The sequence below is a fragment of the Streptomyces sp. NPDC017095 genome (genome assembly GCF_044332325.1).
Lineage (GTDB): Bacteria > Actinomycetota > Actinomycetes > Streptomycetales > Streptomycetaceae > Streptomyces.
The window spans coordinates 82,086-107,613 of sequence record NZ_JBIROU010000008.1 but is presented as its reverse complement, the minus strand read 5'-3'; the positions used below and the strand labels follow the sequence as shown (position 1 = coordinate 107,613).

17 protein-coding genes are annotated in these 25,528 nt (G+C 74.4%); 8 read left to right on the top strand and 9 right to left on the bottom strand.

Translation table 11 applies throughout. From position 1 onward, the window contains the following. Positions 1 to 93 precede the first annotated feature (93 nt). The 8 genes from ACH4OA_RS17645 to ACH4OA_RS17610 all read left to right on the top strand — a co-directional run bounded on the left by ACH4OA_RS17645 (position 94) and on the right by ACH4OA_RS17610 (position 15,453). Positions 94 to 3,510 (top strand): amino acid adenylation domain-containing protein, encoded by a 3,417-nt coding sequence (locus ACH4OA_RS17645; protein ID WP_397969653.1) that lies wholly within the window; start codon positions 94 to 96, stop codon positions 3,508 to 3,510. Positions 3,511 to 3,798: 288 nt separating this feature from the next. Continuing rightward, entirely contained in the window at positions 3,799 to 5,616 is a 1,818-nt protein-coding gene (locus ACH4OA_RS17640; protein ID WP_397939151.1) for an AMP-binding protein, read from the top strand. Positions 5,617 to 5,661: 45 nt separating this feature from the next. Continuing rightward, on the top strand, positions 5,662 to 5,871 hold the full coding sequence (locus tag ACH4OA_RS17635; protein ID WP_365878506.1) for an MbtH family NRPS accessory protein: 210 nt from the start codon (positions 5,662 to 5,664) through the stop codon (positions 5,869 to 5,871). A gap of 38 nt (positions 5,872 to 5,909) precedes the next feature. Further along, positions 5,910 to 11,411 carry a type I polyketide synthase gene (locus tag ACH4OA_RS17630; protein WP_397969651.1) on the top strand — a complete coding sequence of 1,834 codons (5,502 nt, stop codon included), beginning with the start codon at positions 5,910 to 5,912 and terminating at the stop codon, positions 11,409 to 11,411. Positions 11,412 to 11,417: 6 nt separating this feature from the next. Further along, on the top strand, positions 11,418 to 12,641 hold the full coding sequence (locus ACH4OA_RS17625) for a cytochrome P450 (protein ID WP_397969649.1): 1,224 nt from the start codon (positions 11,418 to 11,420) through the stop codon (positions 12,639 to 12,641). Then, positions 12,634 to 13,704: a methyltransferase gene (locus ACH4OA_RS17620; RefSeq protein WP_397969648.1), complete on the top strand. Its 1,071-nt coding sequence runs from the start codon at positions 12,634 to 12,636 to the stop codon at positions 13,702 to 13,704. Before ACH4OA_RS17625 ends, ACH4OA_RS17620 begins: the two co-directional genes overlap by 8 nt. Before the next feature lie 102 nt (positions 13,705 to 13,806). Continuing rightward, positions 13,807 to 14,241, top strand: coding sequence for a VOC family protein (locus ACH4OA_RS17615; RefSeq protein ID WP_365878515.1), 435 nt, complete (start codon positions 13,807 to 13,809; stop codon positions 14,239 to 14,241). Between the two features lie 87 nt (positions 14,242 to 14,328). Continuing rightward, positions 14,329 to 15,453, top strand: coding sequence for a GNAT family N-acetyltransferase (locus ACH4OA_RS17610; protein WP_397939157.1), 1,125 nt, complete (start codon positions 14,329 to 14,331; stop codon positions 15,451 to 15,453). A 15-nt stretch (positions 15,454 to 15,468) separates the two neighbouring features. Here the strand turns inward: ACH4OA_RS17610 and ACH4OA_RS17605 are convergent, their stop codons facing one another. The 9 genes from ACH4OA_RS17605 to ACH4OA_RS17565 form a co-directional block, all read right to left on the bottom strand. Further along, the gene (locus tag ACH4OA_RS17605; RefSeq protein ID WP_397969646.1) at positions 15,469 to 16,800 is read right to left on the bottom strand and encodes an MFS transporter; all 1,332 of its coding nucleotides are present in this window, start codon (positions 16,798 to 16,800) and stop codon (positions 15,469 to 15,471) included. A gap of 57 nt (positions 16,801 to 16,857) precedes the next feature. Continuing rightward, positions 16,858 to 17,616: an SDR family oxidoreductase gene (locus ACH4OA_RS17600; protein ID WP_365941757.1), complete on the bottom strand. Its 759-nt coding sequence runs from the start codon at positions 17,614 to 17,616 to the stop codon at positions 16,858 to 16,860. Between the two features lie 47 nt (positions 17,617 to 17,663). After that, complete coding sequence (locus ACH4OA_RS17595) at positions 17,664 to 18,905, bottom strand: MFS transporter (RefSeq protein WP_397939161.1); 1,242 nt, start codon at positions 18,903 to 18,905, stop codon at positions 17,664 to 17,666. Then, on the bottom strand, positions 18,902 to 20,197 hold the full coding sequence (locus ACH4OA_RS17590; RefSeq protein ID WP_397939163.1) for an ATP-grasp domain-containing protein: 1,296 nt from the start codon (positions 20,195 to 20,197) through the stop codon (positions 18,902 to 18,904). Before ACH4OA_RS17590 ends, ACH4OA_RS17595 begins: the two co-directional genes overlap by 4 nt. Positions 20,198 to 20,547: 350 nt before the next feature. Further along, a complete protein-coding gene (gene rocD, locus ACH4OA_RS17585) occupies positions 20,548 to 21,762 on the bottom strand; it encodes an ornithine--oxo-acid transaminase (RefSeq protein ID WP_397946315.1) in 1,215 nt (404 codons plus the stop codon). A 28-nt stretch (positions 21,763 to 21,790) separates the two neighbouring features. Then, positions 21,791 to 23,056: a sulfate adenylyltransferase subunit 1 gene (locus ACH4OA_RS17580; RefSeq protein WP_397939270.1), complete on the bottom strand. Its 1,266-nt coding sequence runs from the start codon at positions 23,054 to 23,056 to the stop codon at positions 21,791 to 21,793. Positions 23,057 to 23,121: 65 nt separating this feature from the next. Continuing rightward, positions 23,122 to 24,087 carry a sulfate adenylyltransferase subunit CysD gene (cysD, locus tag ACH4OA_RS17575; protein WP_397939166.1) on the bottom strand — a complete coding sequence of 322 codons (966 nt, stop codon included), beginning with the start codon at positions 24,085 to 24,087 and terminating at the stop codon, positions 23,122 to 23,124. Beyond that, positions 24,084 to 24,647 carry an adenylyl-sulfate kinase gene (gene cysC / locus ACH4OA_RS17570; RefSeq protein WP_397939168.1) on the bottom strand — a complete coding sequence of 188 codons (564 nt, stop codon included), beginning with the start codon at positions 24,645 to 24,647 and terminating at the stop codon, positions 24,084 to 24,086. The genes cysD and cysC overlap by 4 nt, the downstream gene beginning before the upstream one ends. Then, complete coding sequence (locus ACH4OA_RS17565) at positions 24,644 to 25,516, bottom strand: [LysW]-aminoadipate kinase (RefSeq protein ID WP_397939169.1); 873 nt, start codon at positions 25,514 to 25,516, stop codon at positions 24,644 to 24,646. The genes cysC and ACH4OA_RS17565 overlap by 4 nt, the downstream gene beginning before the upstream one ends. Between the last annotated feature and the right edge of the window lie 12 nt (positions 25,517 to 25,528).

Here is a 25,528-nt window from a genome sequence, read left to right as displayed (position 1 = left end):
GCGCGCCCGGGGAGAGCGCCCGCGTCCGAGGACGGCGCCCGCGCCCGGGGGCGGTCCGGCACGGCGGGCACAGAACCGGAAAGGAGTGGGGGGATGACCGGGAGACCGGACGACGCGCGCCTCGACGAGGCGCTGGAGCGGCGGCTGGCCGCTCTCGCACCCGAGCGGCGCGCACTCGTCCTGCGCCTCCTGGCGCGGGACGACGAGGAGGACCAGGACGAGCTGCCCGGCCTGAGCAGACGGCCGGCCCAACTCACCGACATACCCGCCTCCTTCGAGCAGGAGCGGCTGTGGTTCATGAACGAGCTGCTCACCCACCGGGAGATCTTCCATGTGCCGACCGCGCTGCGCCTGCGCGGCCCGCTGGACACCGGGGCGCTGCGCGGCGCGCTGACCCGGGTCACCGCACGCCACGAGGGACTGCGCACGGTCCTCAGACCCGGCCCGGACGGCCCCCGCCAGGTGGTCCTGGAGACCATGGACACACCGCTGGCCGTCGAGGACTGCCGGACCGCCGCCGACCCGGAACGCGCGGCCCGCGAGCGCGCCTCGGCCGCCCTCGCCGAGCCCTTCGACCTGGCCACCGGCCCGCTGCTGCGCTGCCGCCTGTACCGCCTCGGCGACGAGGACCACCTGCTGCTGATCGTCCAGCACCACATCGTCTCCGACTACTGGTCGCTGGGCATCCTGCTGGCCGACCTGGGCGAGGCGTACGCCGTGGAGCGCGGCGCGCCCGACCGCTCGGAACCGCTGGAGCTGCACTACCCGGACTTCGCGTACTGGCAGCGCCGCACCCTGGACGGCGACCGCCTCAAACGCCAACTGGACTACTGGCGCGAGCAGTTGGCCGACCCGCCCGGCGTACTGCACCTGCCCGCGGACCGGCCCCGGCCGGCCGTCCGCGGCAGCCGGGGCAGCTTCCACCGGGTGGAGTTCCCGCCCGGTCCGGTGGCCGGGCTGCGCCGGCTCGCGCGGGAGAACGACACCACGCTCAACGTCGCCTTCCTGGCCTGCTACAGCGCCGCGCTGGCCCGCTTCACCCGCCAGGACGACCTGGTCGTCGGGGTGCCCGTGGCCGGCCGGCTCGGCGCCGCGCAGCAGCGCATGGTCGGCTACTTCCTCAACTGGCTGCCGGTCCGGGTACGCCTGGACGGCCGCCCCTCGCTGCGCGAGCTGATCCGCCGCACCCGGGACGCCTTCACCGGCGCCCTGGCCCACCAGGACCTGCCCTTCGACATGCTGGTGCGCGAACTCCAGCCGGACCGGGCGCCCGGCGTCACCCCCGTCTTCCAGACCTCCTTCAGCCTGCGCGACAGCGCCCCGACCCCGCCCCGGCTGCCCGGACTCGACGTGCAGTTCGCGGACCTGGACGGCGGCGCCACCCACTTCGACCTGATGGCCGAGCTGTGGTGCGAGGACGACCGGGTGGTCGGCTATCTGCCCTACGACGACGAGCTGTTCGACCCGGAGACCGTCGCCGCCCTCGCCCGCTGGACCACCCGGCTGCTGACCGCGGCGGCCGCCGATCCCGACCGTCCGCTCGCCGCCGTACCCCTGCTCGACGCCGCCGAACGGGCCGCCGTGACCCGCGGCCCCGACCCGGCCGCCCAGCACGTCACCGGCACCCTGCACGCGCGGTTCGCCGCCCAGGCGGCGCGGCGGCCGGACGCCGTCGCCGTCAGCGACGAGCACGGCGGCCTCACCTACCGGGAACTCGAACAGCGCGCGGGCCGGCTCGCGCGGGTCCTGCGCTCGCGGGGCGTCGGCCCCGGCAGCGTCGTCGCCCTGCTGACGGACCGCACCCACGACCTGGTCACCGCCGTCCTCGGCGTCCTCGCCAGCGGCGCCGCCTACCTGCCGGTCGACCCGGACAACCCGGCCGAGCGCACCGCGCGCCAGCTCGCCGACTGCGCCGTGCCCCTCGTCGTACACAGCCCCCACCTGGCCGGCCGGCTGCCCGGGTCCGCACCCGACGCCCTCGCCCTGGACTGGACGGCCGCACCGCTCGCCGACGCCCCCGCGACCTGGCCGGCCACGGACACCGGCCCCGGCGATCCCGCGTACGTCATCCACACCTCGGGCTCCACCGGCGCGCCCAAGGGCGTCGTCGTCACCCACGGCAACGTGCTGCGCCTGTTCGCCGCCGCGGAACCGGAGTTCGCCCCCGGCCCGGACGACGTGTGGACGCTGTTCCACTCCTACGCCTTCGACTTCTCCGTCTGGGAGCTGTGGGGCGCCCTGCTGTACGGGGGCCGGCTCGTCGTCGTCCCGCAGTGGACCAGCCGCGCCCCCGACGCCTTCCTCGACCTGCTCGACCACGCGGGCGTGACCGTGCTCAGCCAGACCCCGTCCGCCTTCCACCAGCTGGCCGCGGTGGCGGTCGCCGCCGGCCGGCTGCCCGCCGCCCTGCGCACCGTCGTCTTCGGCGGCGAGGCCCTCGACCCCGCCGCCCTCACCGACTGGTTCGCCGCCTTCGGCGACCGCCGGCCCCGGCTGGTCAACATGTACGGGATCACCGAGACCACCGTGCACGTCACCGTCCGCCCGGTCACCGCCGCGGACACCGCCCGGGCCGCCTCCCCGATCGGCGGCCCGCTGCCCCACCTGTCCCTGTACCTGCTCGACGACGAACTCCAGCCGGTGCCCGACGGGCTGCCCGGCGAGATCTTCGTCGGCGGCGGGGGAGTGGCCCTGCGCTACCAGGGTGCGCCCGCGCTGACCGCCGCCCGGATGCTGCCCGACCCCTACAGCCCCGTCCCCGGCGCCCGGATGTACCGCTCCGGAGACCTCGCGGTGCGCCGCCGCGACGGCGAACTGGTCCACCTCGGCCGGACCGACCAGCAGCACAAGATCCGCGGCCACCGCATCGAACTCGGCGAGGTACGGGCCGCGCTGCTCCGCCTGGACGGCGTGGCGGCCGGCGCGGTCTTCGTCACCGACGACCGGCGGCGCGGAAAGACCCTGCTCGCCTGCGCCGTCCCCGCGGAGGGCGCCGGCCTCACCCCCACCCGGGTGCGCCGCGCCCTGCTGCGCACGCTGCCGGAGTGGATGGTCCCGGCCACCGTCCTGGTGGTCCCGGAGCTGCCCCTGACCCGCAACGGAAAGCTGGACGAACGCGCGCTCCTGGCGCTGCGCCGGGAGGAGGAACGCGCCCACGAGCCGGTCACCCCGCCCCGGGGGCCGACCGCCGAGGCCCTCGCGGCGATCTGGGCCGAGCTGCTGGACACCGGCGGCCGCGGCATCGGCGCCGAGGACAACTTCTTCGAACTCGGCGGACACTCCCTGATGGTGGTCCAGCTCGTCTCCCGCATCCACACCGAACTGGGCGCCCAGATCCCGATGGAGACGCTGTTCCTGCGGCCCGGTCTCCAGGAGATGGCCGACGCGCTCGACGAGGCGGGCCGCGCGCCCCGGGCCGGGATCGACGTCCCGGACGCGGACTGGCTCGGCACGCTCTCCGAAGCCGAGATCGACGCCATGCTCGCCGCGCTGGACGACGACCAGCACTGACCGGCCGCACGGTACGGCCGGCCCGTGCCGGTGCCGTACCGCCGACTCCTGGGCCCCACCGACTTGCACCGCCCTGGCCGTACCGACCAACGCTCCGGCCGTACCGACCGACACCGCTCCGGCCGTACCGACACACACCGCTTCGGCCGTACCGACCAACCCATCGGCCCACCGACCGACACCGCTCCGGCCGTACCGACACCGGCAGCACTCCGGCCGTACCGACCGGCACCGCGCGGCCGGACCGCCGCGTTTCCGACACCCCCGCCGACCGAGGGAGCACGTCCCATGCAGCGCACCGTCCCCGCGATGGTCGAGGAGCACGCCCGGACCCGTCCGCGCGCCCTCGCGATCACCCGCGGCGCCGAGCGGCTCGACTACGGCGAACTCAACCGCCGGGCCAATGTGCTGGCCGCCCGCCTGACCGCGCACGGGGTGCGGCGCGGCTCCGTGGTGGGGGTGCACCTCGGCCGGTCCGTCGAGTGGGTGGTCGCGATGCTCGCCGTCCTCAAGACCGGCGCGGTCTGCATGTCGCTGGACCCCAAGGCCCCCGCCGAGCGGACCGCCCGGGCCCTCGCCACGGCGGCGCCCGCCGTCGTCCTGACCGGCGCCCGCGACGGCGGCGACCCGCCCCGGACGGTGCCGCTGCTGCCGGTCGACGACCTGGCCGCCGACCCGGACGACCCCGGCGACCCCGGCATCGCGCTCCACCAGGACGACCTGGCCTTCGCCATGCACACCTCCGGCTCGTCCGGCCGGGCCAAGATCGTGCTCGCCCAGCACCGCTGGCTCACCCACGGGGTCGCCACCGGGGTCGCCGTCAACCGCACCACCTCCGCCGACCGCGGCTCCTGGCTGGCGCCCGCCGGCGCGGGCATCGCCGTCCACGAGGTGTGCATGCTGCTGTGGGCCGGCGCCTCCCTGCACATCGCCGAACCCGAGACGGTCGCCTCCCCGCCGGCCCTGCGCGCCTGGCTGCTGGAGAACCGGATCACCCAGGCCTTCGTCATCACCCCGGTCGGCGAGACCCTCCAGTGCCTCGACTGGCCCGCCGGCACCGCGCTGCGGCTGATGACCCTCGGCGGCGACAAGCTCAACGGCTGGGCGCCCGCGGGCCTGCCGTTCGAGGTGGCCGTGTCCTACGGCTCGCTGGAGGCGTTCCAGATCGCCAACTCCCTGCACCCCTGGGAGGACCGCCGCACCCCGGCGACCGCCACCGCCGCCGAGCGGACCGCGCCGCCGCCCGTCGGCAGGCCGCTGCCCGGCGTCACCGTGCACCTGCTGGAGGAGGACGGCATCACCCCGGTCGCCCCCGGCGCCATCGGCGAGGTGTGGGTGGACTCGCCCGCGCTGTCGCTGGGCTACCTCGGCAACCCCGCGCTCACCGCGCGGAAGTTCCGCCCCAACCCCTACGGACCGCCCGGCGGCCGGCTCTACCGCACCGGGGACGCCGGCCGGCTGCGCCCCGACGGCGTCCTGGAACACCGCGGCCGCATCGACGACGTGGTGAAGATCCGCGGCCACCGGGTGGAGGTCGGCGAGGTCGAATGGGCGCTCGCCCGCCATCCCCGCGTCACCCGGGTGTGCGTGGTGGGCGTGCCGGAGGACGGCCAGCACCAGCTCGTCGCCTGCCTCGTCACCGACGGACCGGTGGGGCTGCGCGACCTGCGCGCGCACGCCGCCCGGCACCTGCCGGACTTCATGGTCCCGGTGGCGTACGTCCTGATGGACGCGCTGCCGGTCAACACCTCCGACAAGATCGACCGCCGGGCCCTGCCGCCCGCCGACTGGCGCACCTGGCGCCCCTCCCGCCCCTACCGGGCACCGCACGGCGAACCCGCCCTCGGGCTGGCGGTGCTTATCGCCGGCCTGCTCGGCGTGGAACGGGTCGGCGCCGACGACAACTTCTTCGAGCTGGGCGGCGACTCGCTGCTCGCCGCCCGGCTCCAGACCCGGATAGAGGAACGTTTCTCGGTCCGCCTGCCCCTGGACGAACTGATGGCGGCCGACACCCTCGCCGACCTCGCCGAGCGCGTCGCCCGCGCCGGCGAGCGGGGCGGCCGGACCGACCGGCTGCCGCCGATCGTGCCGCGCGCCCGTTCCTGACGCCCGCCAGCCCCCCGACCGCCCCACACACCGGAAGGTGCGCACATGACCGACGAACAGCAGTACCACGTCGTGGTCAACGCCGAGGAGCAGTACTCGATCTGGCCCACGGACCGCGAGGTCCCGGCGGGGTGGACCCGGACCGGCTTCGACGGCCCCCGGCAGCTCTGCCTCGACCACATCGCCGAGGTCTGGACGGACATGCGTCCGCTCAGCCTGCGCCGGCGGCTGGACGCGAACGGCGTCTCGGCGTGAACGGAACGGACGAGAACACCAACCGGAGCGGAGGGCACGTGAACGAGTACGAGGCTCGGCAGCCGGAGGAGCCCATCGCGATCATCGGGATGAGCTGCCGGTTCGCCCCCGATCTCACCGGCCCGGCGCTCCTGTGGGAGTCGCTGCTCGCCGGGCGCGGCTCCGTCGGGGAGATGCCCGCCAAGCGCTGGGACCCGTACGCGGCGCAGAGCCCGGACGCCACCGCCGTCCTGCGCCGGACCACCCGCAAGGGCATGTACCTCGACGACATCGAGGGCTTCGACGCGGAGTTCTTCCGGATCACGCCCCGCGAGGCGGAGTACCTCGACCCCCAGCAGCGCATCCTGCTGGAGCTGGCCTGGGAGGCGCTGGAGGACGCCGGGGTGCCGCCGCTCTCGCTGAGCGGCACCGGCGCCGGGGTGTACATGTCCGCCAACTCCAACGACTACGGCAGACGGCTGCTGGAGGACCTGTCGCGCACCGGCGCCTGGGCCGTCAACGGCACGACGTTCTACGGCATGGCCAACCGGATCTCCTACTTCCTCGACGTCAAGGGACCGAGCATGGCGGTCGACACCGCCTGCGCCGGGTCGCTGACCGCCCTGCACGTCGCCTGCCAGGGCCTGCGCCTCGGTGAGGCGCCGGTCGCGCTCGTCGGCGGCGTCAACATCATCGCCAGCCCCGCGCTGAACGTCGCCCTGGACGCGGCGGGCGCGACCTCCCCGGACGGCCGCAGCAAGGCGTTCGACCGCGCCGCCGACGGCTACGGACGCGGTGAGGGCGCCGGCGTCGTGGTCCTCAAGCGGCTGTCCGACGCCCGCCGCGACGGCGACCCCGTGCGCGGTCTCGTCATCGGCAGCGGCGTCTACCAGGACGGCCGGTCCGACGGCATGATGGCGCCCAGCGGCGCGGCCCAGGAGCACATGCTCCGCGAGATCTACGCCCGCGCCCGGATCTCCCCGCGCTCCGTCGACTACGTCGAGGCGCACGGCACCGGCACCCAGGCCGGCGACCGCGCCGAGATCCACGCGCTGGCCGCCGTCTTCGGCGCCGGACGCACCGCCGCCGACCCCTGCCTGGTGGGCACCCTCAAGCCCAACATCGGCCACGTCGAGGCCGCGTCCGGGATCGCCGGAGTGATCAAGACCGTGCTGGCCATGGAACACCGCGCGCTGCCGCCCAGCGTGCACCGGGAGCCCGACCCGGAGCTGGGCTTCGGCGACAACGGACTGCGCCTGCTGGCCGAGACCACGCAGTGGCCCGCCCACGACGGCCCGCGGCGCGCCGGTGTCTCCAGCTACGGCGTCGGCGGCACCATCAGCCACGTCATCCTCCAGGAACCACCGAACACGGAAACCGCCGCGCAGCCGTCGCCCGCCGGCACGGCCGCGGAGCCGTCATCCGTCGGCACGGCCGCGCGGCCGGCAGCCACCGCCGGGGCCGTCCCGGAGCCGGCAGCCACCGCCGCCGTCACCGTCGAAGAGCCGGCAGCAGCCGCCACCGTCCGGGAGCCGGTCGCCGGTGGGGCCGGGCCGGCGACGGCCGGTGACGCCGGGCCGCGGGTGTTCCCGTTGTCCGCGATGTCCGACGCGGGGGTGCGGGATCTCGCCGGGGCCGTCGCCGGCTGGCTGCGCGCCCATCCCGGGGCCGCCCCGGACGCGGTCGCCCACACCCTCGCCCATCGCCGCTCCCACCTCGACGTGCGGGCCGCCGTCGTGGCCGGAACAGGAGCCGAACTCGCCGCCGCACTGGACGTCCTGGCCGCCGGAGGACGCGCCCCCGAGGTGGTCACCGGACGTGCCCTGCCCGCCGCCGAGGGCCCCGTCTGGGTGTTCTCGGGACACGGCGCCCAGTGGACCGGCATGGGCCGCGACCTGCTGCGCGACGAACCCGTCTTCGCCCGCGCCGTCGACGCCCTCGCCGGGGTCTTCCAGGAGGAGCTGGGCTGGACCCCGCGCCAGGTGATCGAGGACGGCGGCCCCTGGACCGTCACCGTCGTCCAGGCCATGACCTTCGCCGTCCAGGTCGCCCTCGCCGAGACCTGGACCGCGCGCGGCCTCGTCCCGAAGGCCGTGATCGGCCACTCGGTCGGCGAGATCGCCGCCTGCGTCGCCGCCGGCGCCCTCGATCCGGCCGACGCCGCGCGCTTCGCCTGCCGGCGCGCCCGCGCGCTGGGACGGATCGCCGGCCGTGGCGGCATGGCGCTGGTGGGCGAGGCGCTGGACGACGTCGAACAGCACCTGGAAGGCTGGGACGGCCTCGTCGCCGCCATCTGCGCCAGCCCCCGCTCCACCGTGGTCTCCGGGGACGCCGACGCCATCGGGGACCTCGTCACCGAGTGGACCTCGGTCGGCATCGAGGTGCGCCGCGTCGACACCGACGTGGCCTTCCACAGCCCGCACGTGGACGAGGTCCTGGACGAGGTCACCGAGGCCGCCCGGCAGCTCACCGCCCGCACCCCGCACACCACCCTCTACAGCAGCGCCCTCACCGACCCGCGCGGCACCGCACCGCGCGCGGGCGACTACTGGCGCACCAACCTGCGCGCGCCCGTCCGCTTCGCGCAGGCCGTGACCGCCGCCGTCGAGGACGGCCACCGGGTCTTCCTGGAGGTCTCCTCCCACCCCGTGGTCGCCCAGTCCGTCCGGGAGACCGCCGAGCACCTGGGCGTCGACGACCTGCACGTCGCCGTGTCCATGCGGCGGGACACCCCGGGCGTGCCGACCCTGCTGCGGGCCCTGGCCGAACTGCACTGCCACGGCATCGCCGTCCGCTGGCCCGGCCGGCACGGCGAACTGCTCCCGCTGCCCACCACCCGCTGGCAGCACCGGCCGTACTGGATCTTCCCGGAGAGCCCCGCCGAGAGCCACGGCCGCGGCCACGACCCGGACACCCACACCCTGCTCGGCGGCCGGATGACCGTCGCCGGCTCGCCCGCCCAGCAGGTCTGGCAGACCCACCTCGACATGGACTGCCGCCCCTACGCGCAGAGCCACAAGGTCGTCGGCGTCGAGACCGTGCCCGCCTCCGTGGTGCTGCACACCTTCGTCACCGCCGCCACCGACGGCGACCGGCGCCCGGGCCTGCGGGACATCGTCTTCCGCACCCCGCTCGCCGCCCAGCCGCCCCGCGTCGTCCAGATCGTGCTGGACCAGAACCAGGCCCGGCTCGCCAGTTGCCTGCGGCGCGACGCGGGCGACGACGCCCACCAGGAACTGGAGTGGCTGACCCACACCACCGCCACCGTCGACCGGGGCGCCGTCGTCGGCGCCCGCCCGCTGGAGGACGTCCAGGCCATCAGGGACCGCTGCCCCGAGGAGTGGACGTGGACCCGGGTGGACACCATGTTCCGCAACATGGGCGTCGACGGCTACACCTTCCCGTGGGTGGTCACCGAACTGCGGCGCAACGACCGCGAACAGCTCGCCACCGTCGTCATCGACCACGAGCCCAAGCTGCACCCCAGCAGCTGGACCGCCGTCATCGATGGCGCCCTCACCGTCAGCGGCGTACTCGTGACCAAGGAGGACGCCACCTCGCTGCGCACCTCCTCGCACATCGAGGCGATCGCCTACCGGGGCGACCCGCCGCCGCGCATCACCGTGCACACCGTCCGCTCGGCCACCGACCCCGACACCACCATCGACGTACGGATCGCGGACGACAGCGGCCAGGTCGTCTGCGAGGTGACCGGACTGCGCTACACCGTGGTCCAGGACCGCCCCGGCGGCATCATGGCGCCCCGCGAGCTGGTGCACGAGATCGCCTGGCGGCCCGTGGAGGCCAAGGAGGGCGTCCGGCCCGCCCGGCTGCTGCTGCTCGGCGACCCGGCCGTCACCGAGGCCCTCGCCCGCGACCTGGGCGACTTTGGGGTCCGCTGCCGCCGCCTCGCCTCGGCCACCGAGATCGCCGAACTCTCCCTCGACGAGCCGGGCGTGCTGCTCGTCGCCCCGCCCCGCCAACTGCCCGACGAGACACCGGAGGAGGCCGCCGAGCGCTGCTCCTGGAGCCTGATCGAGGCGGTCCAGGCGCTCGGCCGCCGGCTCGCCGAACGGCCCGACCCCGACACCGAGTCGCCGCTGCGGCTGTGGTGCCTCACCCAGGGCGTCCGCCACCCCGGCCGGCAGAGCTCGCTCGCCCACGCCCCGCTGTGGGGCATCTCCCGGATCACCGCGGGCGAACGCACCGACCTGTGGGGCGGCGTGCTCGACGTCGACGCCGAACTGTCGGACTTCGACGGCGACACCCCCGCCCGCGTCCTGCGGGTGCTGTCCGCGCTGCCCGGCGCGGAGGACGTCGTCTCGCTCACCAAGGACGGCGTCTTCGTGGCCCGGCTCACCCGGATCGACCGGCCCGCCGGGTCCGGCGGGGTGCGGTGCCGGCCAGACGGCACCTACCTGATCACCGGCGGTGTCGGCGCGCTCGGTCTGGAGGTCGCCCGTTCCCTGGTCGAACGGGGCGCCCGCCGGCTGGTCCTGGCCGGCCGCGGCGGTCTGCCGCCGCGCTCCGGCTGGGACCGGGTCGAGGACCCGGCGGTGCGCCGCCGGATCGACGCCGTCCTCGCCCTGGAGGCGCTCGGGGCCACCGTCCGGGTGCTCGCCCTGGACATCGCCGACGCGGACCGGGTCGCCGCCGCCCTGGACCCCTCCGCCCTGGACCTGCCGCCGATCCGCGGTGTCGTGCACGCCGCAGGCGTGGTCGCCGACGCCCTGGTCGACCACGTGGACCGGGCCGGACTCCACCAGGCCATGGCCCCGAAGATGCTCGGCGCGATGAACCTGCACCGGATGTTCCCGCCCGGCACGCTCGACTTCATGGTGTTCTTCTCCTCCTGCGGCCAGCTCGCCCGGCTCACCGGCCAGGCCAGCTACGCGGCGGCCAACTCCTTCCTGGACGGACTGGCCGCCTACCGCGGGGCGCAGGGAGCCACCGAGACCGTGAGCCTGGCCTGGACCTCCTGGCGGGGCGCCGGCATGGCCGAGACCACCGCCGGCACCACCACCATCGAGGCGGAGTCCCGGGGCCTGGGCAGCATCTCGATCGCCGAGGCCTTCCGCGCCTGGTCGTTCGCGGACCGCTTCGACAGCCCGTACTACGCCGTCCTGCGCGTGCTGCCCGAGCGGCGGCTGCCGGTCTTCAGCGAACTGACCAGTGCCGCCGAGGACGACGCGGCGGTCCCGGGCGGCGCCGTCGACTGGTTCTCGCTGACCGGCGAGGAACTCGCCGAACAGGCCCTCGCGGAGGTGAACGAGCAGGTCGCCGCCGAACTCAACCTGCCCGCCGCGGACATCGACGCCAACCGCCCGCTCGTGGACCTCGGCGTCGACTCCGTGCTCACCGTCGGCCTGCGGGTCCGGCTCAACCGCCGGTTCGGCATCGACCTGCCGCCGACGATCCTGTGGAGCAACCCGACGGTCGCCTCGCTCGCCGGCTTCCTGGCCCAGGAACTGGCCCGGCAGGCGGCCGAGACGGCCCAGTCCGCCGAGACGGCCGAAACGACCGAAGCGGCCACCGTGACCCGGGCCGACGAGGAGGAGTAGCCACCGATGACCACGGCACGACAGGACGCCGTCGACCGCCTGGTGCGGGAGTTCGACTGGCACGACCCCGAGTACACCCCCGACCTGGCCGAGGACGTCAACCGCCTGATCCGGGAGCGCTCAGCCGTCGGCTGGACCCCGGCGCACGGCGGACTGTGGATCCTGTCGCGCCACGACGACGTCCGGGCGGCCCTGAAGGACCACACCGTCTTCAGCTCCGGCTCGGGTGTGTTCCACCCGAGGGCCGCAGGGATGCCCCTGTTCTCACCGATCGAGTTCGACCCGCCCGAACACGGCGAGCTGCGCCGGCTGATGGCGCCGCCGCTGCACAACGAGGAGGTGCGCCGGCTGGAGGTCGCCGTCACCGCCCTGGCGGCCGAACTGATCGGCCCGATGGCCGCCCGCGGCCACGGCGACTTCGTCTCCGAACTGGCCCACCCGCTGGCCATCGGCGTCCTCGCCCTGGCCATCGGGCTGTCCGGCAACGCCCGGGACAAGGTCCGCGAACTGACCAGCAACCTGTGGCAGCGCCTGTCCCGGGACGGCGACGCCGACGGCTTCTGGCCGCAGTTCCGCGACCTGCTGGCCGAGGAGGTCCGCGCGGCCCGCGCCGACCCCGGCGACCACTACCTGGCCCGGCTCGCCCGCACCACCGTCGACGGCGAGCCGCTGGAGGAGGAGCGGCTGCACTCGATCATCGTGTCGCTGTGCATCGCCGGCCACCAGACCACCCTCAACACGATCAGCCGGATGCTGTGGAACCTGGCCCGCAACCCGCACGTCCAGCGCCGGCTGCGCGCCGAACCCAAACTGATCCCCGTGGTCGGCGACGAGACGATGCGCCGCTGGTGCCCGACCGACCGGTTCACCCGGGTCACCACCCGTGACGTGGAGATCGCGGGTACGACGATCCCGCGCGGCTCCCGGGTCGTGCTGCTGCTGGACGCGGCCAACCGGGACCCCGCCAAGTTCCCCGACCCCGACCGCTTCTCCCTCGACCGGGGCACCTCCCACCAGCACCTGAGCTTCGGTCACGGCATCCACCACTGTCTGGGCGCCGGCCTGGCCCGGCTGGAGTTCCGGGCCGTCCTGGCCGAACTCGCCCGGCACCCCGTCTACCACCTGGCCGGCGAGTCCGAACGGCACTTCGAGAACGGCCGGCACGTGGTCTTCGACCAGGTGCGGGTGCGGTTCGGCGGCCCGGCCGCGGAAGAGGAGAACGATGACTGAGCCGACGAGGCCCCCGGACGCCGCGCCGCCCGGCCCGGCCGGGCTGCTGCGGATCACCAGCGGCATGTGGGCGGCGCAGACCCTGGCCGCCGCGGTGGAGATCGGCCTGTTCACCCGGCTCGCCGCCACCGACGGCGCGACCGCCCCGGAAGTGGCCGCCGGGCTCGGCCTGGGCGCGCGCCCGGCCGAGGTGCTGCTGACCGCCTGCGCCGCGCTCGGCCTGCTGCGGACCGACGGCACCCCGCTCCCGGACGGCCCCGCCGCGGGCCCCCGCTACCGCAACGGCCCGGACGCCGACACCTACCTGGTCCGCGCCCGCCCGCACTACCTGGGCGACTACATCCTCATGGTCCGCGACCACACCACCCCCGGCTGGCTGCGGATCACCGAGGCCCTGCGCTCCGACACCCCCAGCCGCTGGGCGCCCGAGCAGCAGGACCGCATCTTCGACGAGGAGAACCGGTCCACCGCCTTCTGGGACGGCCTGTTCCCGCTGTCCAGCCTCACCGCGCGTGCCCTGGGCGCGGCCGTCGACCTGACCGGGAGCCGCCGGCTGCTCGACGTCGGCGGGGGCGGCGGCGCCTTCGCCATCGAGCTGTGCCGCCGCTTCCCGGACCTGCGCACCACCGTCTACGACCTGCCGCACGTGTGCGCGTACACCGGGAAACGGGTGGCGGCGGCGGGCCTGTCCGAACGGATCTCCACGCACCCCGGGGACTTCTTCGCCGACCCCGGACTGCCCGCCGGGCACGACACGGTGCTGCTCTCCATGATCCTGCACGACTGGGACGAGCCGCGGAACCGGCGGCTGCTCGCCGCCTGCCACCGGGCGCTGCCGCCGGGCGGACTGATCGTGATCAGCGAACTGCTGGTCGACGACGACCGGACCGGCCCGCTGGACGCCGCCCTGATGAGCATGAACATGCTGGCCGGGACCTGGGGGCGCAACTACACGGCCGCCGAGTACGGCGGCTGGCTGCGCGACGCGGGCTTCCGCGCGGTGCGGACCGTGCCGTTCGACGGACCCGGGGCGAATGGCGCCGTCATCGCCCGAAAGGAGTAGCGGCGTTTGGGCGGTGCCGCCCGGCGGTGCACGATGAACGGGTCAGGCCGGCCCCGGCCCCGCCGGGGCCGGGCCGTTCCCCACCACACCCTGGACATCGTCATGGCGATCCGCGCACAGGTCACCTTCGACGCCCGCAACCCGCGCGAACAGGCGGAGTTCTGGGCCGTCGCACTGGACTACGTGGTGCAGCCGCCACCGCCGCCGCACGCGTCCTGGGAGGAGTTCGCGCGCTCCATCGACCTGCCCGAGGACCGCTGGGACACACTCGCCGCCGTGGTCGACCCGGACGGCGACGGCCCCCGGGTGCTCTTCCAGAAGGTGCCCGAGGACAAGGAGGTCAAGAACCGCGTCCACCTCGACGTCCAGATCAGCCACCCCGACGGCCACCGCTCACCGGCCGGCCAGGAGCGGATCGCCCGGCACGTCGCCCGGCTGGTCGACGCCGGCGCCAAGGTCGTCCGCGAGGTGGACGAGCCCATCGGCTTCTGGGTGCTGATGCGCGACCCCGAGGGCAACGAGTTCTGCGTCGGCTGACCGAGCCGTCACCTGCGCCTGTGGCGTTCCCCCCAGTTGGCCGATAAGGTCCACGCCGTGATGTGGCGCTGACGGGGGAGGCGGAGCATGTCTGACCGATGGAGTCCCGACACCATCTCGCGGGCCGGCTGGGACCAACTGACCGGACGCAACTTCTACTCCAGCGCCGACTGGCTCGACTTCTGCGCCACCGAACACGCCGGAGAGGTCGAAGCGGTGGTCGCCGGCGACGGCCCGGACGCGGTCGCGCTCCCGCTGTTCCACGGGACGGACCTGAAGGGCTCGCCGTACGACTGGAACGCCCGGCTCGCCGACCGCTCCCTGCCGCTGCTCGCCGCCGACGGACTGCTGGCCGGCCCGCGCGAGGGCTACCAGACGCACCTGCTGCGGGCCACGCCCGAGCCGGACCCCGGCGCGGTCGCCCGCTTGCTCGCCGGCGTCCGCGCGCGGGCCGGGGAGCGGGGCTGCGTGGCGATGTACCTGAGCACCGAGGACGTCCGGCTGCTCCAGGCGGCGGGCGTGCCGGCGCCCGCCGTGCTGCTGGAGGCCGACGCCTGGCTGCCGGTCCCCGAGGGCGGATTCGACGCCTGGATCGCCACCCTGACCGCGAAGCGGCGCACCGCCGTCCGCAAGGAGATCGCCGCGTTCGGCGCGGCGGGCTACCGCATCCGGCATCTGCCGCTGCGGGAGTGCAGCACGGACATCGCGCCGCTCGCGGTGCGCACGGAGGCCAAGTACGGCTACCAGGCCACGCCGGACGAGGACCTGACCTCGTTCCGCAACCACGAGCGGTCCCTCGGCGACGCCGCCATGGTCGCCCTGTGCACCCTGGACGACACCCCTGTCGGTTTCTGCCTGTACTACGTGTGGGGGGACACCGTCTTCCTGCGCTGGGCCGGCTTCGACTACACGCGGCTGCGCGGCGCCTACGAGTACTTCAACGTGCTGTACTACGAGCAGTTGCGGTGGGCGGCCGGGCGCGGCGTGCGGTGGATACACGCCGGGCTCAAGGCGACCAAGGCCAAGGTGTGGCGCGGCGCCGTCCTGCGGCCGCTGTGGCTGCTCGACCTCGCCGAGGACAGCCCGCTCACCGCCGCGCGGGAGGACGTCCACGCCCGCAACGAGGAGTACCTCGCCGCCCTGCTCGCGGACAGCACGCTCGCCGGCGGCGTCGCCGACCTCACACAGTGGCGTCTGCCGGCCCGGCCCTGACCGGCGGCACCCCGCTCAGCCGCTCTCGCCACCGCTCTCGCCACCGCTCTCGCCGTCCGTCCCGTCCGCCGGGATCTCGGCGTGGCGTACCGCGCTGAACCAGAACAGCACCGACAGCCCCAGCAGCGGTACCGCGCCCAGCGTGATCGCCGTGCGGATGCCGGCCAGGTTGCCGAGCGCGCCGGCCAGCAGCGCGCCGACCGGGATCGTGGCGTAGATCATCAGGCGGAAGGTCGCGGTGATCCGGCCCAGCAGGCCGGCCGGGGCCAGCGCGATGCGCACGGTCAGGGAGTGCACGTTGAAGATGCCCAGGCCGAACCCGTACACCACGAAGCCGCCGATCAGCAGGGGGATCGCGACCGCGGGCCGGGCCGGGGCGAACGGGACCACCACCAGACCGGCCGCGGCGACCACCATCGAGCCGACGATGCACCGGCCGATGCCGAGGGCCTTCGCCGCCCGCCCGGCGAGCAGCGCGCCGCCCAGACCGCCGACGCTGGCCGTGGTGAGGATGACACCCAGCTCGCCCGCCGAGAGCCGCAGTTCGCGGACCCCGAACAGCAGGTACAGCGTGAGCACGATCTGCTCGAACAGGTTGTAGGCCGCCGACTGGACGGCCAGCAGCCGCAGCACCCGGTGGCCGAAGATCGCCCGCAGCCCGTCCGCGATCTCGGTGCGCAGCCGCGGCCGTTCGCGCTCCGCCTCCGCCACCGTCTCCGGGGCGCGGATGCCGAGGAACGTCAGGGCGGCGAGCAGATAGGTCCCGGCGTTGGCGAGAAGCGCCACCGGCGCGGTCACCACCTGCACCAGCACACCGCCGAGGCCGGGCCCGCCGATCTGCGCGATCGAGTAGGCGCCCTCCAGTTTCGCGTTCGCCTCGATCAACTGCTCCCGCGAGACCAGGGAGTTCAGGTAGACCAGGTACGCCACGTCCGAGACCGCGGTCAGCAGCCCGATCACGAACGTCACCAGGTACAGCAGGCCGAGCGAGAGGGAATCGGTCAGATAGCTGACCGGGATCAGCGCGATCAGCAGGAAACGCACCAGGTTGGTCGCGACGAGCACGGGCCTGCGCCGGTGCCGGTCCAGCCACGCCCCGGCGAACAGCGTGATCAGCAGCACCGGCGCGTACTGCAACGCGGTCAGGAAGGAGACCTCGGTCGGTCCGGCGTGCAGGGCGCTGATCGCGGTCAGCGGCACCGCCACCAGCGAGATCTGCGCCCCGGTCTGGGAGACCGTCTCCCCGGACCAGAGCAGCAGGAAGGAGCGGTGCCGCCACAGACTGCTCCGCGGCGGCCGGGCGGCGGCCTCGGGGCCGGTCTGTTCGGCGGACTGCTGGCTCATCATGCTGCTCCGGGTCGTACGAGGTCGTCGGCGGCGGTCCGCCACGAGGTTCCCGCGGGTCTACTGTCCGGCGGGCGGGCGCAGCCGGATGCCGTGCATGCCGCCGTCCACGGCGAGGACGGTGCCCACCGAGGCGCCCGACAGCGGGCTCGCCAGATAGGCGATCGCGCCCGCCACCTCCTCGGCCGTGACCAGACGGCCCATCGGCTGGAAGGCGTTCAGCGCGTCCCGCGCGGCCTGGAGGTCCGGTGCCTGGCGGAGCGACCTGTCGATCCACGGGGTGTCCGCCGAGCCCGGGGCGACGCAGTTGACCCGGATGCCCTCGCGGACGTGGTCCGCCGCCATGGCCAGCGTCAGCGCGTACACCGCGCCCTTGCTGGCCGAGTACAGCGTCCGCTGCTGCATCCCGGCCCAGGCGACGATCGAGCAGGTGTTCACGATCGCCGCGGCCGGCGAGCGCCGCAGGTGCGGCAGCGCGTGCCGGGCGACCCGGACCATCCCGACCACGTTGACGTCCAGGACGCGCAGCCACTCCTCGTCGCTGTTCGCGGCCACGTCCCCGACCGCGCCGATCCCGGCGTTGTTCACCACCACGTCCAGCCGGCCGAACCGCTCGGCCACCGTGTCCACCGCGGACTTGACCTGGGCGTCGTCGGTGACGTCGGCCTGCACGCCCAGGATGCCGTCCGGCAGCCCGTCCGGCTTCAGGTCCAGCGCGGCGACCCGGGCACCCCTGCTGCGCAGCAGTTCCGCCGTGGCCAGCCCGATGCCCGAGGCACCGCCGGTGACGAGCGCGACCAGTCCTTCGAAGTCACTCACGAGTTCACTCCTGTCCGTTCAGGACCATCAGGGATACGACCCTCAGGTCAGGATTCCGGTTCGGCCACCGCGGCCGCCGGACGGCGGCGCGGCAGGCACAGCTGGGCGGCCACCAGCCCGGCCGCACCGACCAGGGTCCACAGCGCCCACGGCCCGATCGCGTACACGGCGCCGCCGACGAGCGGACCTGCGCCCGTACCGGTCGTGTACGCGACGCCGTACAGGCCCTGGTAGCGCCCGACCAGCCGCGGCGGGGCCAGGCTGCCCAGGTACGCCTGGGCGACGGAGGTGGAGATCATCTCGCCGAACGTCCACAGCAGCACCGTCGCCGCGAGCAGCCCCATGGTGGTCATGAGCCCGGTCAGCGCGAGACCGGCGCCGATGAGCAGGTTGCCCACGGCCAGCACGTACTCCGGCCGGAACCGGGCGACCAGGCCGGTCAGCGGCAGTTCGAGGATCAGTACCAGCAGGCCGTTGAGCCCGATGAGCAGACCGAAGTCGCGCTCGCCCAGGCCCACGGCGTCGACGTGCAGCGGCAGGGCGACGGTGGACTGGACGTAGACGAACTCGGCGAACACGGTCATCAGCAGGAAGCGCACCAGGGCGCGGTCGGCGAGCGCCCGCCGGTACCCCACCGCCTTGTCGGCCCGGGCGTCCGCGTCGTCCTGCCCGGCCCGCGGCCCGGGGGCGTCCCGCAGCAGCAGCCCCACGACCACGCCGAACAGCAGGCACGCGGCGGCGTTGCCGAGAAACAGCTCCGTGTACGAGGTGCTGGCCAGCACGCCGCCGATGACCCCGCCGAGGGCGGAGCCGAGGTTCATCGCGAACCGGAACACCCCGAAGGCGGCGAGGCGTTGCTGGTTGGTCGAGACCGAGTCGACCAGCACGGCGGACGCGGCCGGCCGGTAGATCTGCGAGGTCACGCCGATCAGACCGACCACCACGACGATGAGGGGCAGCGGGCCGAGGGACGGCACGACCGCGGTCAGGGCGGTGGTGGTCACCGCGGACAGCACGATCGTCCACCGCCGGCCGATGCGGTCGGCGAGCGAGCCGCCGACCGCGTTGCCGAGCACCTTGCCCACCCCGGAGGCGCCCAGCACCAGCCCGGCGGCACCGGCGGAATAGCCCCGCTCGGTCAGGTACAGCACGATGAAGACGGGCAGGAAGTTGCCGACCTGGTTGACCAGGATGCCGAGACTGATGATCCACACCCGGCCGGGCAGGCCGCGCAGCGCGTCGCGGAATCGCGGCTCGGCGACGCTCGACCGGTCCGGCGCGGTGTTCACGTGATGGGCTCGGTGCGCACGTGGATGGCCTCGGCCAGCCGCTTGCTGTGGGCGATCGCCTCGGCGGCGTCGGCGCCCCGGGCGACGACGTACCCGCCGATGTCCTCGTTCCAGGTCAGCGGCCGCACCTCGTCGCCGGGCCGGACCTTCAGATGCAGGTCGACGAAGGCCGGGTCCGCGCGTACGGCCTCGACGCCGGTGATCTCCACGACCCGGCCGGGCTCCGGGGTGAGCGCCCGCAGGGCCGCCCCGCCCCGCGGCGTCGGCGACTCGGCCAGCGGCTCCACCAGGCCGAACCTGATGCCCAGCGCGTACCGCTCCATGTCGACGCCGTAGGCGGACTCCACCATCTCGTTGAGCGCGTAACCGCCGATGCGGTTGTGCGACTCGATGATCCGCGGGCCGCGCGAGGTCAGCCTGATCTCGGTGTGCCCCGGTCCGTTGCGCAGCCCCACCGCGTCCAGGAAGTCCGTCACCAGCCGGGTGACCTCGCGCAGCGTCTCCTGCGGGGCGCGGCTGGGCTGGGTGAGGCCCAGTTCCACGAAGCCGGAGCCGCCGCCGAAGGCCTCCTTGTCGGTCACCGCGACGACCACGTGCCGGCCGTCGAAGCTCAGCGTCTCCACGCTGACCTCCGGGCCGTCCAGGTACTCCTCCATGAGGAACTCCTCGAAGGAGTCGTCGCTGAACAGGTCCCCGGTGGCCCAGTCGGCGTCGTCCAGGGAGCGGTACCGCTCGGCCACGGCGTCCACGTCGGCCGGTTCGCGGACGCAGAACACGCCCACGCTGCCCGACTCGCGGACCGGCTTGACGATGACCGGGAAGCCGTGCGCCGCGGCGAACTCCCGCAGGTCCTGCGGGGAACGGCCGATCGCGGAGGCCACCGGGCTGATGCCCTTGGCGGCCAGGTGCCGGCGCATCCGCCACTTGTCCAGCAGCAGTTCCACGGTGTCGACGGACTCGCCGCTCAGGCCGAGCGCCTCGTTGATCCGCGCCGCCGGCAGCAGCCCCAGTTCGAACAGCGACACGGCCGCCTGGAACGGGTACGCCTCGTGCAGCGACGCGGCCAGCGGCAGCAGCCGGTCGATGTCGCCGTAGTCGACCAGCAGCGCCTGGTCGACATAGGGCCAGTGACCGCTGTCGTAGGCGTTCGGGTACTGGGCGTGCACGACGTCCAGACCCAGTTCGCGGGCCTTGCGCACCAGCTTCAGCTTGCCGCCGATGACCAGCACGCGCGGCCGTTCGGCGGCATCCGCCGGGGACCGTTCGCCGTGGGGCGCGACATCGTTCGACAAGGTGGCTCCTCCTGTCATGTTCAGACCGGCGATCCGGCCGGGCGCCGGGGACGGCGGCACGGCTGGGGGAGAGGATCAGTCCGGCACCTCCGTGCGGTGCGCCGGGCGCGGGCTCGGTGGCCTCATGGCCGCCCGCGTGCGATCGGGGCAGTCGGACTTCGGCGCGGGATCCCCGACGATGGCCCAGCCGGACGGCTCGTCCCCTGTCGGCTGGGCCAGACGGAGTGCTGGTCCTCGTGGTACGGGATCACCGGCCGAAACAGTATCACGGTCAACTCCCCCTGAACGCTGGAGTTTTGAGCGTTCCGGAGGCCGTCCGCGCGAGGACTCGCACCCGGCGGGCGGACCCGTCAGCCGAGCACGCCGGCGATGGCGTCGACCCCGCGGTCGATCTCCTCGCGGGTGATCACCAGCGGCGGCGCCACCCGGAGATGGCCCTGGTTCTCCTTGCACAGCAGTCCCCGTTCGGCCAGCGCCTCGGAGACCCCGTGCCCGGCCGCGCGGCCCTCGGCGATCTGCACCCCGGCCCACAGACCGCGGCCCCGGACCTCGGCGACACCGTCCAGCTCCCCGAGCCGGGAGTGCAGGTACGCGCCCAGTTCCCGGGACCGCTCCTGGAACTCCCCGGTGGCCAGCAGCCGTACCACCGCGCGGCCGACCGCGCTCGCCAGCGGGCTGCCGCCGAAGGTCGAGCCGTGCTCGCCGGGCCTGAGCACCCCGAGGACGTCGGCCCGGCCGATCACCGCGGACACCGGGAACAGTCCGCCGCCCAGCGACTTGCCCAGGGCGTACAGATCCGCGCGGACCCCCTCGTGGTCCAGCGCCAGCGTCGCGCCGGCGCGGGCCAGCCCGCACTGCACCTCGTCGGCGATGAACAGCGTCCGGGTCTCGTCGCACAGCCGGCGGACCTCGGCGAGGTAGCCCTTCGGCGGGACGACCACGCCCGCCTCGCCCTGGATCGGCTCCAGCAGGACCGCCGCCGTGTTGTCGGTGATCGCCGAGCGCAGCGCCTCGGCGTCGCCGAACGGCACCACCCGGAAGCCCGGGGTGAAGGGGCCGAACTCGTGGCGGGCGGTCGGGTCGGTGGAGACCGACACCATGGTCGTGGTGCGGCCGTGGAAGTTGGCGCCCGCGACCACGATCTCGGCGGCGCCGTCCGGCACGCCCTTGACCTGGTAGGCCCACTTCCTGGCGACCTTGACGGCCGACTCGACCGCCTCGGCGCCGGTGTTGGCGGGCAGCACCATCTCGGTGCCCGTCAGCTCGGCCAGTTCCCGGCAGAACAGCCCGAACTGGTCGTTGTGGAAGGACCGGCCGGTCAGCGTCAGCCGGTCGAGCTGCGCCTTGGCGGCGGCGACGAGGTCCGGGTGCCGGTGGCCGAAGTTCAGCGCGGAGTACCCGGCGACGAAGTCGAGGTAGCGCCGGCCGTGCGCGTCGGTCACCCAGGCGCCCTCGCCCTCGGTGAGCACCACGGGCAGCGGGTGGTAGTTGGGCGCGGCCCAGCGCTCGGCGGCGGCCGCGTGGTCGGACGGGGAACTGGCGGTGCCGCTCACAGTGGTGGTCATCGCGTCGTAACACCCTCTCGGCAGTGGATCACTGACTGGCTGGCTGGTGGTCCGCCCTCGCGTCGATCATTCCGGCACTGAGCGTAGCCCCGTCCTGCGGATCGATCAGCAGGAACGAACCGGTGCGTCTGTTGTCGGCGTAGTCGTCCACGGCGAGCGGCTCGGCGGTGCGCAGGCGCACGCCGCCGATGTCGTTGGCGGACAGCCCGTCCGCGCACGGCAGCCGGCGGGCGACGGTGACGTCCATGCGGTAGTCGATGTGCTCCACGACCGCCGGCACCGTCCGCGTGGTGTGCCGCAGCAGCACCCGCTGACGCGGCCGCAGCGGACGCTCGTCGAGGTGGCACACGGTGGCGTCGAGCTGCCGCAGCGGGGCGGCGGCGGGCTGGGCGGCCAGGACGTCGCCCCGTGCGATGTCGAGGTCGTCGGCGACGCGGACCGCGACCGACTGCGGGGCCCAGGCGAGGCGGGCCGGCCGGCCGAGCACGGTGAGGCCGACGACCGTACTGGCCGTCCCGGCCGGCTGGACGACGATCCGGTCGCCGACCTCCAGCACCCCGGAGGCGAGCTGTCCGGCCAGCCAGCGTTCCACCGTCCGCCGGTCCTCGGAGGGTGCGCGGATCACGTACTGCACCGGCAGCCGCAGCGGCTTGCCGGTCGGGTCCGCGCCGAGCGGCGCGCTCTCCAGGTGGGACAGGAGCGTCTCGCCGTCGTACCAGTCCATCGCCGTCGACGGCGCGACCACGTTGTCGCCGGCCAGCGCCGACATCGGGATGGCGGTGACCTGGGCCAGACCCAGTTCGCGGGCCCGCTCGGTGAACTCGGCCGCGATCCCGGTGAAGACGGACTCCCGGTAGCCGACGGCGTCCATCTTGTTGACCGCCAGCACGACCTGCGGGACCCGCAGCAGCGCCGTGATCGCGCAGTGCCGCAGGGTCTGCGCCACCACGCCCTTGCGCGCGTCGACCAGGATCACCGCCAGGTCCGCGGTGGAGGCGCCGGTCACCATGTTCCGCGTGTACTGCACATGGCCCGGCGTGTCCGCGAGGACGAACCGCCGCCGGGGCGTCGCGAAGTAGCGGTACGCCACGTCGATGGTGATGCCCTGCTCCCGCTCGGAGCGCAGGCCGTCGGTGAGCAGGGCCAGGTCGGGGCCGTCCTGGCCGCGGCGGCGGGACGCCTCCTCGACGGCCGCCAGCTGGTCGGCGAGCACGGACTTGGTGTCGTACAGCAGCCGTCCGACCAGGGTGGACTTGCCGTCGTCGACCGAACCGCAGGTGGCCAGCCGCAGCAGGCCGCCCGACGGCCGGGGCGACGGGCCGGTCCGGCCCTCCGCTTCCGCAACGTCCGTTGACACGTCTAGAAGTACCCTTCTCGCTTGCGGTCCTCCATGGCGGCCTCGGACAGCCGGTCGTCGGCCCTGCTCGCGCCGCGCTCGGTCACCCGGCTCGCCGTGATCTCGGCGATCACCTCCGCCACCGTCGAAGCCGAGGAGTCGACCGCGCCGGTGCAGGACATGTCGCCGACCGTGCGGTACCGCACCCGCCGCTCGGCCACGGGCTCGCCGTCGCGGGGGCCGCCCCAGTCGCCGGGCGCCAGCCACATCCCGTCGCGCCGGAACACCGACCGCCGGTGCGCGAAGTAGATCGCGGGCAGCTCGATGCCCTCCTGCTCGATGTACTGCCAGACGTCCAGCTCGGTCCAGTTGGACAGCGGGAACACACGGACGTGCTCGCCCGGCTTGTGGCGGCCGTTGTAGAGCTGCCACAGCTCGGGCCGCTGCCTGCGCGGGTCCCAGGCGCCGAACTCGTCGCGCAGACTGAACACGCGCTCCTTGGCGCGGGCCTTCTCCTCGTCGCGCCGGCCGCCGCCGAACACCGCGCCGAACCGGCCGTCGCGGATCGCGTCCAGCAGCGGCACGGTCTGGAGCGGATTGCGGGTCCCGTCCGGACGTTCGTGCAGCAGCCCGTCGTCGATGTACGCCTGCACGGACGCCACGTCCAGCCGCAGGCCGTGCCGGGCGACGATCCGGTCCCGGTAGGCGAGCACCTCGGGGAAGTTGTGGCCGGTGTCCACGTGCAGCAGCGAGAACGGCAGCGGCGCCGGCGCGAACGCCTTCAGCGCCACGTGCAGCATGACGATGGAGTCCTTGCCGCCGGAGAACAGCAGCGTCGCCCGGTCGAACTCGCCGGCCACCTCGCGGAAGATGTGCGCCGCCTCGCTCTCCAGCATCTCCAGGTGGGTCAGCGGCGCGGTCCGGGCAGCGGGCTCCCGGCCGGCGGGTGCGGGCGGGTCGCCGACCACGGCCCGGGCGGCGGCGCTCACGACAGCCCGCGTGCCGTGAGCAGGGCACGCAGCCGGCCGACCGACTCCTGGACCGTCCGGCCCCCGGTGTCGATCCGCAGGTCCGGGTCGACCGGCGCCTCGTAGGGGTCGTCCACCCCGGTGAGGCCCTTCAGTCCGCCCGCCGCCTGCCTGGCGTACAGGCCCTTCACGTCCCGTTCGGCGCAGAGTTCCACCGGGGTCGCCACATGCACCTCCAGATAGGGGACACCGCGCGCCGCGTGCCGCTCGCGCACCGCCGCGCGCGAGCCGGCGTACGGCGCGATGACCGGCACCAGCACGGTGACGCCGTGACCGGCGAGCAGCGCGGCCACGTAGCCGATCCGCCGCACGTTGGTGTCCCTGTCCTCCTTCGAGAAACCCAGTTCCGCGGACAGCGCCGCGCGGACCTCGTCGCCGTCGAGCACCTGGACGCGGTGCCCGTCGGCCCGCAGCCGCTCGGCGAGGCCCCGCGCGAGGGTGGTCTTGCCCGCGCTCGGCAGTCCGGTCAGCCAGACCGTGCCGCCCTGCCACACGGCGGGTGTGCCGTGGGGTCCGGTCATGTTCGGTGCCCCCTTTCGTCCATGCGGGTGGTGGCCGGTTCCGCGGGCGCCATGGTCACCGTGGTGCCGGAGCCGGCCAGCGCCCGGCTCACCGGGTCGGGCACCCGCCCGTCCGCGACGCGGACCGACGCCACCCGGCCGGCCAGCGCCTCGCGCGCCGCGATGAGTTTCAGCGCCATGCCGCCGCCGGCGAACCGGCCGGGCGCGCCGGTCGCCGGCACCTCGTAGGCATCGAGCACGCTGGTGTCGTCGCCGGGGTCGGCGAGCACGCCCGGCGCACCGGTCAGCAGCACCAGCCGGTCGGCGCCGAGGGCCGCGGCGAGCGCCGCCGCGACCCGGTCGGCGTCGACGTTCACCGGGAGGCCGTGCTCGTCGGCCGCGGGCGGGGAGACCACCGGCACGAATCCGGAGCGCAGCAGGGTGTCGGGCAGTTCGGTGCGCACCTCGCCGAGCCGGCCGCTGTGGTTGTCCCGGACCAGGGTCGTACGGCCGTCCACCACGGCCCGGACGGCGGACTTGCGGCGGGCGCGCAGCATGCCGCCGTCCAGACCGGTGAGGCCGACCGCGGGCACCCCGAGCCGGGACAGCTCCGCGACCAGCTTCGGTTTGACCCCGCCGGCCAGCGCGAGGACGACCACCTCCAGCGTCGCCGGGTCGGTGTACCTGGTGGTCACCTTGTCCGGGGAGACCAGAGTGCGCTGCGGTACGCCGAGCCTGCCGGACAGCCGGGCGATCTCGCCCGACCCTCCGTGCACCAGCAGGACGCGCTGGCCGTCCTGGACGAGCCCGGCGATGTCGGCGCAGATGCCCGCCGCGTCGACGGCGGGGTTGCCGCCGCACTTGACGACGGTCAGCGGTCTGGTGGTCACAGTGTCTCCAGT

What these genes read in the sequence shown, in the direction of transcription:
- ACH4OA_RS17610 (WP_397939157.1), top strand. Translation starts at nt 14,329, where the DNA reads ATGTCTGACCGATGGAGTCCCGACACCATCTCGCGGGCCGGCTGGGAC.
- ACH4OA_RS17640 (WP_397939151.1), top strand. Translation starts at nt 3,799, where the DNA reads ATGCAGCGCACCGTCCCCGCGATGGTCGAGGAGCACGCCCGGACCCGT.
- rocD (WP_397946315.1), bottom strand. Translation starts at nt 21,762, where the DNA reads ATGACCACCACTGTGAGCGGCACCGCCAGTTCCCCGTCCGACCACGCG.
- ACH4OA_RS17605 (WP_397969646.1), bottom strand. Translation starts at nt 16,800, where the DNA reads ATGATGAGCCAGCAGTCCGCCGAACAGACCGGCCCCGAGGCCGCCGCC.
- cysC (WP_397939168.1), bottom strand. Translation starts at nt 24,647, where the DNA reads ATGACCGGACCCCACGGCACACCCGCCGTGTGGCAGGGCGGCACGGTC.
- ACH4OA_RS17620 (WP_397969648.1), top strand. Translation starts at nt 12,634, where the DNA reads ATGACTGAGCCGACGAGGCCCCCGGACGCCGCGCCGCCCGGCCCGGCC.
- ACH4OA_RS17615 (WP_365878515.1), top strand. Translation starts at nt 13,807, where the DNA reads ATGGCGATCCGCGCACAGGTCACCTTCGACGCCCGCAACCCGCGCGAA.
- ACH4OA_RS17645 (WP_397969653.1), top strand. Translation starts at nt 94, where the DNA reads ATGACCGGGAGACCGGACGACGCGCGCCTCGACGAGGCGCTGGAGCGG.
- ACH4OA_RS17635 (WP_365878506.1), top strand. Translation starts at nt 5,662, where the DNA reads ATGACCGACGAACAGCAGTACCACGTCGTGGTCAACGCCGAGGAGCAG.
- ACH4OA_RS17625 (WP_397969649.1), top strand. Translation starts at nt 11,418, where the DNA reads ATGACCACGGCACGACAGGACGCCGTCGACCGCCTGGTGCGGGAGTTC.